This is a genomic window from Nostoc sp. CCY 9925, from assembly GCF_963920935.1.
In the GTDB taxonomy this organism is placed as follows: Bacteria; Cyanobacteriota; Cyanobacteriia; order Cyanobacteriales; family Nostocaceae; genus Nostoc.
This window is the reverse complement of sequence record NZ_CAWUDO010000022.1, coordinates 19312-33559: the sequence shown is the minus strand read 5'-3', so window position 1 is coordinate 33559 and position 14248 is coordinate 19312. Positions and strand designations below refer to the sequence as shown.

Sequence of the window (14248 nt, the reverse complement as noted above, 5' to 3'; positions counted from 1 at the left end):
AAATACTCAGAACTCAAATAAAATTGCTCTAATCACCATTTTTATTCGCGACCACGACCATATCAATCAAATGCATTTTTTTTAAAGTTTCATTTTGATGAACTTGGTGTTCAAGGTCTAATATTTCCGCAACACTCTCTATAGGTTTGATCGGTCTATAGAGGCGGGCTTGAATTTGCGGGTATTCGATATATGTGCCAACCTGCATGTTTTTATGAGTATAAAATTCAGAATGGTAAGCTTCCCATTGCTTGATGGTAAAGAGCGGTGTAGCAGGAAGTTGGTAAAATTCTGATTGAGATTTGAACTCATCCCCAAATATTTCTTGTAATGTGGGATTAAAGGGGTTAGTAAGGAGGGATTGCAAAAGGTCACATTGGTATGGGTCAATTGTATCGTAGACAGTAGCAGTAATTTTCTCCATTTCAAAGATACCTCAATGAGGCTAAAAAAAAATTGCTTACCATGTTCTAGTGACAGATATTGCAGTTTTGAAGCAGTTGAATAACTTTTTAATGTTCTTGATCCAACGTATTTATTATCTTATTCTTTACTATTAGCTCATTAGTATTTAACAATTCTTCATCCATTTGTTTTAATGCAAAGTAATTGTACAAAATGACTGAGATAATTAAAACAAGTAGCCCTTCAAGAACCATTAAAAAACCGATTCCACGCCCTGAACCAGTTTCAATCAACCGCCCAACAGTACTAGCAAGTACCCCATCAGTAGATAGCATAGGTTCCAAAAAACCATCAGTTAGAGGGCTGGCGCTAAGATTACCAAAAGCCCCAGCCAAGCCTGCCAAAGTGTAGAACAATGAAAGAACACGTCCCTGAATATTTGGCGGGATGCTAGTTTGCAAAATTGTACTATTAATACCTAGAATAATCGGCAAGGTAAAAAATGAAATAAAAATGCCTAAGGCTATGGTAGGAATAAAGGGTTTAATACCAGTGATTATTAAACCTATTCCATTTAATGCCGAAAATAGAAACAGAGGAGAGAGCGATTTTTTCCCTCCTCCCCAGATACTCATAAGGATGCTGCCAGCAACCATTCCACCGCCGGCAATTGACATTACACTCCCAAATGTCGTAGCCGAGGAAAAGGATAATATTAAGGGATTAATTAAGACAGAAGTCATGCCATTCACAAAAAAATAAATTGTCATGAATGACAGTAGAATCAGCAAGAAAAAGCGAGAGTAAATGTTTTCCCAGCCATAAACAATATCATTGATGATGGTAGACATTCCCATAGTTGGCACAATACTCGATTCTGGCTGAGGAATATTAATAAATATTAGGGTTAATAATCCAATTAAATAGGTAGACAAATCAATCAGTAGCAAGCCCTGAAGTTGTAGATTGGCGATGAGTATAGCCGCTAGGATTGGTGCAACCAGTTGTCCTAATGCTGTACTGAACTGAATCAAGCCATTAGCCCTCCCCATCTGATTGCTAGGAACCATCAATGGTAAAGCAGCTCCCTTCGCAGTCATTTGAAAAGAACCGCAGACTGAAGTAAAAAACGCAGAAACATAAGTATGCCAGAGTTGTAGATTGCCAGTCAGTAGCAATATAGCAAGTGTGAGTGTAATTGAAGCCGCAGCTATTTCACTAAAAATAATTGTCCATTTTCGATTCCACCTATCTACTAATGCACCAGCAAAGGGAGTGATTAATACACCTGGCAAAGTTGTAAAAAATATAACTAAGCTTAATTGTGTAACAGCATGAGTGTTATGATAAACCCAGATACCTAAGCCAAATCCTGTCAAGCGATTTCCGATTTCAGACAGAGATTGCCCCAGCCAGAAGAGAGTAAAATTACGCAATTCACGAATTAGTTCAATTAGTTTACTTACATACATATTTCATAAATTAGTTGTATATTTTGTGATTGGTAGAATATGAGGTAAATAACAAATGTTCAGAGATTAAAAAAATCACAGATTATACTATTCTAATATAGAATCATCGACTCAAAGCTCTCTTTAAAATAGCGGGTATCTGCGCTGCCAATCTTCGACCAGGAGGGGTTAAAAATTGACTCATAGGTGGCTTAGACCAGAAATTTACAGAAATGTTTAGCTCGTGATTTGAATTGCCTAGGGAGTATACTTGATGCCACCAAAAAGCAGGAATAAATAAAATTTCCCCGAGTTCGACAATACACTCAAAATATTTGGCTTTTTGGAAATTGGGAAATTTTTCTAAATCTGGTTCTTCAATATTTATTTGGCTCATGTGGGGAATTTTTGAACCAGCAGGGAAAGGATATAATGAAGATGTTTGTTGGGGGTCAAACAACAGGAAACGCTTGCGATCGCTAACTTGAATAAATAAGTTATCCATTGCGTCATAATGCAATGGAGATGTGTTACCGCCAGAACCAATCCAAATAGTTGGATCGACAAATAACTTTTTATCAAAATATTCTGGAAACTTAATATCTTTCAAGAGTTCGGGAAATTCTGTAGGGATTGACTGTTGTTGGAGATAGTAGAATTTATCAAATTTATTTTTTGAACTCAGGACGTTGATAAAGTCACTAAATTGCATTTTCTGTCTCAAATTAGCAAATCCATTTTCCAGATTGCCTGTAAAAATACTATTTTGAGAAACACTTATCTCAACCTGTTTATCACTGAATAAGCTAGTTAGATAATTTGCAGTCCATAAAGAGAGAGCATTCCAATCATTAATAGCACCAGTGATGATGACGGGTCTTCTAGGAGAGAGAAAATTCCTTTGGAATTCTTCTCTTGTCGGTTGTTCAACCCGTTCAATGTGCCTCACTGTGGTTAAATCATGTTTACTCATCAAAAAATTCCTATTTGTAGATTTTTTCAGATCATCCCACACCTAAAAGGGGATGGGATTTCACATTAACAGTTAACGGCGGCGGGGCGGCTATCCCGAACACTTGTGTTGAGCGCAGTCGAAACACCCCAAAAAGCAAGTGTGTTTCCCGCCGCCTTGGTGAATCACATGAAAGTTACTGTTGTCCTTGATTTAAAAACATGACAATCCAGCCTTTTTTCAATCCTTTTTACGTTTGTCTTGGAGAAGTTTAGCCTTTTCTTCTGGTGTCATTTGTTTGAGGCGTAAAAACGCTTTCGCTATTTTTTCAGTGCGTCCCACTTGAGGTTCTCGCGCTAATAAAAGTTGTGCCATTTTTTCAATTCTTCGCGTATCAAAAAGTTCTCGTAATTCTAAATCAATCAAAAATACTTTTCTAATGCGAGCATGAACTTGAGCGGCTAATAAAGAATGTCCGCCCAGTCGGAAAAAGTCATCCATAATTCCCACCTTATCGACTTGCAGAATTTCTTGCCAAATATAGGTTAATGCTTCTTCGATCGCATTTCTCGGCGCTGTATAATCAACTTGATGATCAAACTGATTTGGTAAGGGTAGAGCAAGGCGATCAACTTTATTATTAGGTGTTAGAGGCATCGCATCTAGAAACACCCAAGAGTCAGGCAGCATATAATCGGGTAGTTTTGCCAACGTATATGATTGCAAAGTTTCAAGAGTAGGTTTTTCAGCTTCAGATTTGAAAACTAGATATGCAACAAGCTTTTTACCTGCTACATTGTTGTCAATAGCTTGGACAATAGCTTGGGCGATCGCAGGATGAGTTTCTAAAACGGTTTCAATTTCCCCTAGTTCAATACGGAAACCACGGATTTTAACCTGGTAATCGATGCGTCCCAAAAATTCAATTTCACCATTGGGTAGCCAACGCGCCAAATCACCAGTCCGATATAATCGCTCACCGGGATTTGTGGCTAAGGGATTGGGAACAAATCTTTCCGCCGTCAAATCTGGTCTTTGGCGATAACCTCGTGCTAATCCTGCTCCCCCAATCAACAACTCACCTACAACCCCTTCTGGAACAGGATTACCAGCATTATCCCAAATATAAATTGATGTGTTGGCAATTCCCCTACCTATGGAATGTGCATCCTGTTGCAGCTTAATTTCTTTGACGGTAGACCAAATTGTGGTTTCCGTCGGCCCGTAAACATTCCACAGATTCACCTGAGAGTTGAGAAGAGAGGCGGCTAAATCAACTGGCAAAGCTTCTCCACCGCAGAGGATGCGAAAACTATCATTTGGTTGCCAACCAGCAGCCAAGAGCAATCTCCAGGTAGTTGGAGTGGCTTGCATCACCCTGGCTTGGGATGTTTGCATTAGTTGAGCTAACTTAAATCCATCTCTGGTAGTTTCCTTGTCAGCTAGGACTAATTTTGCACCGCTAATTAATGGTAAGAAAAGTTCTAGTCCAGCAATATCAAAAGAAATTGTAGTTACTGCAACTAGGGTATCAGCAGCAGTCAGTCGCAGTTTTTCTTGGAAACTGAGGAGGAAATTCACCAAAGATTCATGCTGAATTTGTACTCCCTTGGGTCGTCCAGTGGAACCGGATGTATAGATAACGTAAGCTAAGTGGTTGTTACCAGCAACCGCAGGTGGTGCGGTATCTGGTTGGGTCGAAACCGAATCTAGTAACAGAACTTTTGCTGATGATGCTGGAAGCGCTGACACAAGTTGATCTTCGGTGATGATTACAGCCACCGCGCTATCTGCAAGCATCCACTCCAGGCGATCGCGCGGGAAGGTAGGATCTAGTGGTACATAGGCCGCACCTGCTTTCATGATTCCTAACAGTGCAATCGGCAAACCTGCATGACGTTCTAAACAAACCGCCACTAAGGTTTCTCGCGTCACACCAAGTTGTAGTAGTGCGTGAGCAACTTGGTTAGATTTGCGTTCTAAGTCTGCGTAGGTTAGGGAGGGGAAAACAGCGATCGCTTCGGGAGTTTGAGCGGCTTGTTGACTGAATAATTCATGTATTGGAGTATTAGAGTAATGGGTAATGGGTAATGGGGAATTTATCTTACCTAATTCCGCTTTCGATAACAAACTAATTTCACCAATGAATTGCGGTTTTTCGGTAACAAAACTGGTCAATATTTGGGTTAGATGATGTAAGATATCTCCTCGTGTTTTTGCACTCCCAATCTGCTGCCCAAAAGCGATTTTCAGCGTTAAATCATCTCCTGGCAAGGCATATAGACTGATGGGGTAATGATTTTTCTCCAAAGATTCAACAGAATGGATCGCCAGTTCTCCTGGATTTTGACGCAGACTTTCTTCCACTGGGTAATTTTCGTAAACCACAATGGATTCAAACAACGGTTCTCCTCTCTTAATGTCACTCCATTCTTGAATATCTACTAAACGAGTGAAGGAATATTGATTAATTGCCGAGATGCGATCGCGCAATTCTATTAACCACGGTTTCAATGGTGTAGCTGCATCTAATTTCAGACGCAAGGGCAAGGTGTTAATAAATAGACCCACCATCTCTGCAAAACCTGATAATTCGGTAGTACGTCCCGATACGGTGACACCAAAAACTACATCTTCAGAACCACTATATCGGCTCAACAGAATGCCCCAAGCAGCTTGCACTAAAGTATTTAATGTTACTTGATTATTTTGAGCAAATATTTTGAGTTGGGTGTAAATTGCTTTGGGGATAGTAGTTTGTAAAGTTTGGTAATTTTCAGAATAGTGTTTTTTAATACCAAAAGTAGTTGCTTCCCGGAAACCGTTTAATTGTTTGCGCCAGAAAGATTCTGCCAAACCAGATTCTTGTTTGTGCAACCAAGCAATAAAGTCTCGGTAGATGGGTGGTTGTGGTAAATTTGGGCGTTCTGTTTTAGCTTGGTAAAATGCGATCGCATCCCGGAAAACTAGAGGTAATGACCAACCATCCAAAAGTAAATGATGGTGAGTCCAGAGAAATTGCCATTTCTGTTCTTGAGTTCTCACTAACGTCATCCGCATCAGTGGGGCCCTTTCTGTTGAAAAACTTTGGTGACGGTCTGCTGTTAACAGAATTGACCATTTCATTGCTACTTCATTAATATCGCATCCGCGCCAGTCTTCGTAGACAAAGGGCAAATTGACCCGGCGGTGAATGCGTTGCAACGGTCGGGGTAAATCTTGCCAGATAAAGGAAGCGCGTAAACTAGGATGGCGGTTAATACAAGATTTCCAAGCCTTTTTAAAAGTTTCTACGTCTAGAAACCCTTCAATTTCACCACTTACCTGTTGCAGATAAATATCTTTTTCTGATTCATAATTTGCATGGAAAAGTATTCCTTCCTGAACAGGGGATAGAGGATAAATATCTTCTACATCAGTAGTTCGCGCCAAAGCAATAACTAATTGTTCTGAATTAAGGTTAGCGAGGGGAAAATCAGTAGATGTTAAACTGTATTCTTGCTGGCGGCTAGTTGCTAACAAAGTCTGTAAATGTTTAGAAAAACTATCTGCTAAACGGCGAATCGTTTCTTCTCGGTGCAAAGCTTTGCTAAAACCAAACCGTATTTGGAGTTTGCCGTTAGCAATTAAACTAGTAATTTCTAGTTGAAAAGCCCGCCTATTTTTTGGGTGTCGGGATAGTCCGACATCTTCGTTAGCTGGAGTAAAGGGTGCTGCTTGGGAAAGGTTTTCATCAAATTGCCCCAAATAGTTAAACAGGATACCTTGGGGAATTGGCGGTAAGATAGATGCGAATTCTGAGTTTTGAGAGAGGATACCGTAAGCAAAGCCATTATTTGGCAAGTTACGCAACTGTTCTTTGACGCTTTCTAAATTGCTGAATTTGCTCTTTTGAGTTTTCTCTAATTTGCAGGGGAAAAGAGATGTAAACCATCCCACAGCATCAGAGACATCAATGGCAGTAAAATCACTTTCTCGTCCGTGACTTTCTAGGGCAATTAATATTTTTGAATCATTTGTCCATTCTGTCACCACTTCTAAAAGAACTGCCAGCAAAACTTCCTGAATCCTAACTTTGTGAGTGCGCGGTAGTTCATACAGCAGACTATCAGTTTCATATTTGCTGAAATTGCATTCTATTTGAGTAGCAGAAATTTCTGTATTTTCTGCTATGCCATCAGGAAAATCAAGGGGTAATTCTGAATTAGAAACTTGTTGGGTTTTCCAGAAAGCTACTTCTTCTTGCCAATCAGAATTTTCAGTTAGGGTATGTAGATGTTGAGTCCACTGTGGGAAACCGACACTATGAGCAGATAAGGAAATTTCCTGTTCCTTTTGTAAAGCATCACAAGCGATCGCTAAATCTTGCAAAATGACGCGCCACGAAATACCATCAACTATAAGGTGATGGATAATTAGCAGTAATTTATCGGATTTATTCTCATCATTATGGAAGTAGACGGCGCGAAATAGAGGGCCAGTGGCTAAATTAAGTTGTGCTTGAAATTGACTGGCAATTTTTTGTAATTCTGTTTGAGAAATAGCAGTTTGGTTTACAATATCAAAATTTAAAACATGACTATCATCATCTAACCATTGTATCCATCCAGCTTCAGTTTGGTGGAATCGCAGGCGAAAAGCTGGATGACTTGCGGCAATATGGCTTAAAACTGTTTGAAAATGTGACGCATTAAATCCCGGTTTGATATCCAATAAAACCGTCTGATTCCAGTATTCAGGGTGTTCTAAAGATTGCTGGAAAAACCATTGCTGAATAGGAGTTAGCGCTACTTCACTACCTACAGGAATTGATAAAGCATTGGGTAATTTTGCTGTTGTTTTAATATGAGGTGTAAGTGCTGCAACTTGGGGATTTTTAAACAAATCTTGTGGCGTGAAATAAAGTCCAGCATCCCGTGCTTTAGCAATAATTTGTAGGGCAAGAATCGAATCTCCTCCCAGTTCAAAGAAGTCATCTTTAATTCCCACACGGGATACTTGTAGTACTTGCTGCCAAAGTTTAGTTAAAATCTCTTCAGTTTTGGTTTGTGGGGCGATATATTCCTCACGGCCTATGATATTCTCTTCATTAGGAGCAGGTAAAGCGTTAAGGTTAATTTTCCCATTAGGCAGTAACGGCCAAGCATCGAGACTGACAAACACCGAAGGAATCATATAATCAGGGAGCAGGGCAAATAATTGCGATCGCAAAACTGTTTGCCAGGATGTCGGTGGTATTTTCAGTTCCAGATAAGCAACTAGTCGATTGGGTTTACCAGGAGTAGCAATAGCTTTGGTGACAGCCCGAACTACCCAAGCTTGTTTTTCTAAAGCTGCCACAATCTCGCCAGTTTCGATGCGGAAACCTCGAATTTTGACTTGTTGATCTGCACGTCCTAGAAACTCAATACTACCATCAGGTAAATACCGGGCGCGATCGCCTGTGCGGTACATCCGACTGCCTGCATTTTCAACAAAAGGATCGGGTAAAAAGCTTGCAGCGGTCATGCTTGGGGAATTCCAGTAACCACGAGCTAATTGGGAGCCAGCCACAAATAATTCACCCGGTGTACCAATAGGCACAGGTTGCAGATGAGAATTTAGGATATATAAACGAGTGTTGCTGACTGGTTTGCCGATGGGAATAACTTCGGTAATTTCCTTTTCTCCACAACAATGAAAAGCAACATCAATAGTTGTTTCCGCCGGGCCATAAAGATTCACCAATTTAGATGCAACATCTCTAAACTCATCCCACACCCGTCTTTTCAGCGCTTCACCACCGCTAAAAACTAAACGCAGACATGAACATTCAGAAAATCCCGGTTCACCAAGGAGTATTTCTAAAAGACTCGGTACCAATTGCAGCAAAGTCACATTTTCTTGCTGAATAGTTTTGACTAGATACGCCGGATTTTGATGACCTCCCGGCTTCGCCATCACGAGTTTAGCTCCCACCATCAAAGGTGTCCAGAATTCCCACACCGAAGCATCAAAGCTAAATGGTGTCTTTTGCAACACTACATCCTCACAATTCACCCCAAAAGTCTCTAAAAACCAAGCTTGATGCTGGGCTAAAGCCCCATGGGAAATTGCAATACCTTTCGGTCGTCCAGTAGAACCAGATGTAAATATGATATAGGCGATATTGTCAGCTAAAACCTGAATTTGTAAATCTTCAACAGATTGAACTGCAATTTCTTCCCTATAAATATCAACACAGATAACTTGACAAAAATCATCCAAAAAATTTGTTTTACTCTCGTTACTTTGCGCCCTCTGCGTCCTCTGCGGTTCGTTTTTCCCATTCCAAATTTCTAAATCAGAACGAGACAGCAGCAAACTAACATTAGCATCCTCCAACATCGACTGAATACGCACAGCTGGATAATCAGGGTCAATTGGCACATAGCAACCACCTGCCTTCAGAACCGCCAACATAGCGCAAACCATGTCTAAAGAACGTTCCAAATAAATACCCACAGGCTGTTCTACACTAATACCAAACTCACCTAAAAATCGCGCCAACTGATTGGCTTTTTGATTCAATTGGGCATAAGTCCAACTTTCTCCCTCACAAATAACAGCGATAGAATCAGGATTTTTTGCTGCTTGTTGGGCGAAATTTTCATGTATTAGTGATTGGAAATTGGGGATTGGTAATTGCAAATTTTGAATTAAACTATCTATGCCTAATTCACGATTAGCTTGTGGATTTGCAATTAGCGACTTCAAACTTCTTTGGTAATAGTTAACAATATTCTTGATTTGCTCATCATTAAATTGTTGACGATCGTAAGTGATATTAAATGAAAGAAGTCCTGCACCTACTTCCTCACTCCAACTGACAGCAAAAGGAATATTTGTTTCATCTAAAGATTCCGCCTGGATTAATTCTACCTCTCGCCAATTAAGCAGTCCTTGATAAACGTGGAAATGAACAAAATTAAAAGATGTTTCATATAAAGGTTGATTCCCATTTAACCTTTGCAATTCTGCCAAAGGAAACCGACGATTTGGCATTAACTCTTGTTCAGCCCGCCAAGTTTCTGCAATTAAATCAACCCAAGAACCTCTCGGTAAAGACAAGCGTAATGGCAATGTATTTAAGAATAGTCCTAAAACGCGATCGCTATCAGTTTCTGCCGGTCTACCATTGCTCACCAATCCAGTAACTACTTCTGTGTCGCCAGAGCAAAAACCAATAATTTGGAGATGAACTGCTAGTAATAACGTTTTTAGAGGAACGCCCAATTGCTTAGATAAATCTTTTAAGTTGTGGGAAATTGTTTCTGATAAAGTGAGATCAAATTTTCCCATTTTCGTTTCTAGGGGAAGCACACCCGGCCACCTTGGTAGTCTAGTGAAGGGAATTTCCGCCAGTTTATTTTGCCAAAACTCTCGCTGACTACTATCAACCAAAGCTTGTTTTTCTAAGGTAATAAACCTAGAGTATTTCAAAGCTGGTGGAGTTGGTGGCGCAGGTACACCCCGATCGAGTAGATATAGGTATAAGCCTGTTAATTCTGATAAAAAGTTAGCTAAACTCCATCCATCCATGATGGCATGATGCAAAGTAAAAGATGCTTGCATCACATTATCATCGAGTAGGTGAATATGAAAACGCATTAATGGCGCACTCTTGTACTCGAAGCGATTCTCCCGTTCTTTGGCAATAAATGTTTTTACATAATCATCTTGTGCTGAGGGCGATAAATTAGTTAAATCCTGAAAAACAACTTTAGCAGTTACCTCTTTAACAACTGCCTGAATCGGTTGACTAAATTCAGCTAAATAAAATGCCGTCCGTAATATCTGATGTCTGGCAAACATTTGGGTATAAGCTGCTTCCCAAACTTTGAGATCAAAAGGTATACGAATTCGGAAGCTGAAAACATCATGGTAAGTTGTAGAACTTTGTGAATATTCACCATGAAAGAGCATTCCTGCTTGCAGTTGTGCCAAAGGATAGGCATCTTCAGCCCAATTTGGGAACTTTTCTTTATCTGCAAGTGAAATTAAGGCGAAGGGTTCTTCATCAATATTATCGCTGTCTACTACTTCTGATTTTGCCAACAATGTGGCTAAATCTAACAGCACAGGATGGGCAAAAATTTGCTCTAATTTTAAGTTCAAGCCTTGAGTTTGTGCGAGCGAAACAACGCGAATACTGCGGATAGAATCGCCACCCAAAACAAAATAATTATCAAATCTTCCGATGCGATTTATACCTAAAACTTGTTGCCAGATGTCAGCTAAAATTTCCTCGATGGGTGTAGCGGGAGGAGCAAAGGTAACTTCAAGATTTTCCCGTTTAATTTCTGGTGCGGGTAGCGCTTTGCGATCTATTTTACCGTTGACTGTCAGTGGTAATTGTTCCAGATAAACAATCTGCGACGGTATCATATAATCTGGCAAATGCTGCTGCAAATAATTTCGCAGTGTTTCGATGGTTGGTTGCTTTCCAGGAGTACAAACTACATAAGCAATTAAGCGTTGTTGATTACTTTGGGTTTCAGAATGAACTAAAACAATAGTTTCCTGCACCTCAGGGAACTGGGAAATAACGGCTTCAATTTCGCCAATTTCAATGCGGAAGCCGCGAATTTTCACTTGATAATCTATGCGTCCTAAATATTCCAAATCGCCGTTAGGGAGAAAACGTCCTAAATCACCAGTGCGATACAAACGTGATAGTAAATCTACTGAAAAAGCATCTTCTACAAATCGTTCTGCGGTGAGTTCTGGTCGATTAAGATAACCACGCGCCACTCCAGCACCCCCAACATAAATTTCACCAATCACTCCAGTTGGTAGGAGATTACCATCAGAATCCAGGATATAAAGACGTAAATCGGGGATTGGTTGACCAATTAAGCTACCAGATGAGTCCTCTATATCTTTTTTGCTAATAACTCTATAGGTGACGTGGACTGTTGTCTCTGTAATTCCGTACATATTCACCAAGCGCGTCTGATTTTCTTCATGACGTTCAAACCAGGGACGCAAACTTGGTAGATTCAGGGCTTCGCCGCCAAAAATGATGTACCGTAAGGGAGGGACAATCTCTCTCACACTTGATTCTGCTGCTAGTAATTGAACAAAAGCAGAGGGAGTTTGATTCAAGACAGTAACTTGCTCATTGTGAAGCAGCTGAAGGAAGCTTTGGGGGTTACGGCTGACACAATAAGGAACGATTACCAGTCGCCCGCCATAAAGCAAAGCTCCCCAAATCTCCCAAACGGAAAAATCGAAGGCGAAGGAATGGAAGAATGTCCAAACATCCTGCTCGTTGAATTCAAACCATTGCTGGGTGCTGCGGAATAATCGGGTAACGTTGTGCTGGGTGACTAATACACCTTTGGGTTTCCCTGTCGAACCAGATGTGTAGATAATGTAAGCCCCTGAGTTAGGGTCAAGAGTATCTCCTGTCAAAGGTTCATTGCTTTCAGTTAAATAGGGCGCATCTTCCCCATCCAGACAAATTTTAGGTGTGGATTCTGGAAGTTGGGGACTGATAGTAGTTGTGGTAAGAATTAATTCCGCTTCACAGTCAGAAATGGTAAACTCGATGCGATCGCGAGGATAAGCCGGATCAATAGGAACATAAACACCCCCTGCCTTAACTACACTCAACATAGCTATAATCAGTTCTGGAGAGCGCTCCAGACAAATTACCACTCGTTTATCTGCACCAATACCTTGCTTTTGGAGATATTGAGCAAGATGCTGAGAAAGGCGGTCTAGTTCTTTATATGTAAAGCTTTCATTCTCAAATGTTAGAGCAATGCGGTCTGGATATTTGTTTACAGTTTCTGCAAATATTTCCCTGATAGTAATTGGTGATTCGTGAGTCAGCGCGGTCTTGGGGGTTTCCCCCATGAGCGACTGACGAACCCCGAAGGGGTAATTGGTAATTAGCCTGTTCTCAATTACCGATTCTTTATGACCAATTAGCGATAAAGACTGCAAAGGTGCTTGAGCATTATTTGCCATGTTAAACAGTAGATGGCAGAATTGCTCTAGCAATAATTCCATAGCCACCGCATCAAAGCGACTCGCATTGTAACTTAATTTGAGTGAGAGTCCATCCCCCGGAACAACCACTAAAGTCAAGGGATAATGGGTAGTTTCAAAGAAAGACGACTCAGGAACATTCAACCCAAAATCTGCTGTTTTTAACGATTTATCAACCGGAAAATTTTCAAAAGCCAGCAAACTTTCAAACAGTGGTTGTCCTCGTGGAACATCACTCCATCCTTGAATATCTGATAGGCTGGAATGTTCAAACTGACGCATTAAAGCTGTGCGTGCTTGCAGGTTTTGCAACCAAGAATCAAGGGTTTTTTCGCCAGATATTAAGACGCGAAACGGCAAAGTGTTAATAAAAGGGCCAATCATCCCTTCTACTTCTGGTAGTTCTGGGGGTCGTCCCGCTACTGTAATTCCATAAACTATGTCTGTGTTGCGGCTATAACGGTTAAGTAATATCGCCCAAGCCCCCTGAATCACAGTGTTGAGGGTGACGCTACAATTACGGGCTAATTTCTGCAATAAATCAGTATTTTCGGGCGATAATTGATGTTTTATTTCTCCACTTTCAAAAGCACTACTTAGCTTTGCTTTGGACAAGATTAATAAGGGAGTAGCACTTTCAAAGCCACTCATATATTCACGCCAAAAGGATTCACCTTCTTGGGGGTTGTTCTGTTTTAACCAAGCAATAAAATCACCGTAAGGGCGCACATTTGGCAGGGAAATTTCTACATTTTCTTTAGCTGCTTTGTGCAACATCAAGAATTCACGTAGTAGTATCGGCCAAGACCAACCATCCAAAATTAGATGGTGGTGACTCCACACTAAATCCCAGCAGTCTTCGCCTAGACGAATTAAAGTTACTCGCATCAAAGGCGGACGATTAAGAATAAATCCCTGTCGTCTATCTGCTTCCAGAAATTCTCTCAGGCGGGTTTTTTGGGCGGAGTTACTTAAACCACGCCAATCTTCTTCTGCTATCTTAAATACGAGATTGCGGAATACAACTTGTACGGGTTCAGTTTGCCCTTTGGTGATAATGGCAGTCCGTAAAATCGTATGGCGGTCAACTAAAGTTTGCCATGCTTGGCGGACTGCAATTACAGAAACATTTCCTTCTAAACGGCAATGGAATTGCTCAAAATAAATGCCAGACTCTGGTTCATATAAGGAATGAAATAATAATCCTTTTTGTAAGGGTGTGAGGGGAAAGATATCTTCGATTTTATCTTTTAGGCTCATATAATAATCCTGTTTAAATGTAGATATAGTTCAGTTATGGCTTAATTTTTTGTCTGTCAAAGTCAATTTTTAAAACCTAGACACGAAGTGGCTTTCCGCAGGCTACCGCAAAGGAAGAAAAGGAAAGAATGCTTAACTCAACTAGATGCAGGGAGACTTTTCG

Annotated in this window: 4 protein-coding genes; all 4 read right to left on the bottom strand. The window is 40.5% G+C overall.

From position 1 onward, the window contains the following. Positions 1-28 precede the first annotated feature (28 nt). The gene (locus ACM0OY_RS14130; RefSeq protein ID WP_414569471.1) at positions 29-424 is read right to left on the bottom strand and encodes a hypothetical protein; all 396 of its coding nucleotides are present in this window, start codon (positions 422-424) and stop codon (positions 29-31) included. 88 nt (positions 425-512) lie between these two features. Further along, positions 513-1877: an MFS transporter gene (locus ACM0OY_RS14125; protein ID WP_414569470.1), complete on the bottom strand. Its 1365-nt coding sequence runs from the start codon at positions 1875-1877 to the stop codon at positions 513-515. 103 nt (positions 1878-1980) lie between these two features. After that, a complete protein-coding gene (locus tag ACM0OY_RS14120; protein WP_414569469.1) occupies positions 1981-2829 on the bottom strand; it encodes a cupin-like domain-containing protein in 849 nt (282 codons plus the stop codon). 219 nt (positions 2830-3048) lie between these two features. Next, complete coding sequence (locus ACM0OY_RS14115) at positions 3049-14085, bottom strand: amino acid adenylation domain-containing protein (RefSeq protein ID WP_414569468.1); 11037 nt, start codon at positions 14083-14085, stop codon at positions 3049-3051. Positions 14086-14248: the final 163 nt, after the last annotated feature.

Excerpts from the sequence above, each read along its gene's own strand:
- ACM0OY_RS14130 (WP_414569471.1), bottom strand. The coding sequence starts at position 424 with ATGGAGAAAATTACTGCTACTGTCTACGATACAATTGACCCATACCAA.
- ACM0OY_RS14120 (WP_414569469.1), bottom strand. The coding sequence starts at position 2,829 with ATGAGTAAACATGATTTAACCACAGTGAGGCACATTGAACGGGTTGAA.
- ACM0OY_RS14115 (WP_414569468.1), bottom strand. The coding sequence starts at position 14,085 with ATGAGCCTAAAAGATAAAATCGAAGATATCTTTCCCCTCACACCCTTA.
- ACM0OY_RS14125 (WP_414569470.1), bottom strand. The coding sequence starts at position 1,877 with ATGTATGTAAGTAAACTAATTGAACTAATTCGTGAATTGCGTAATTTT.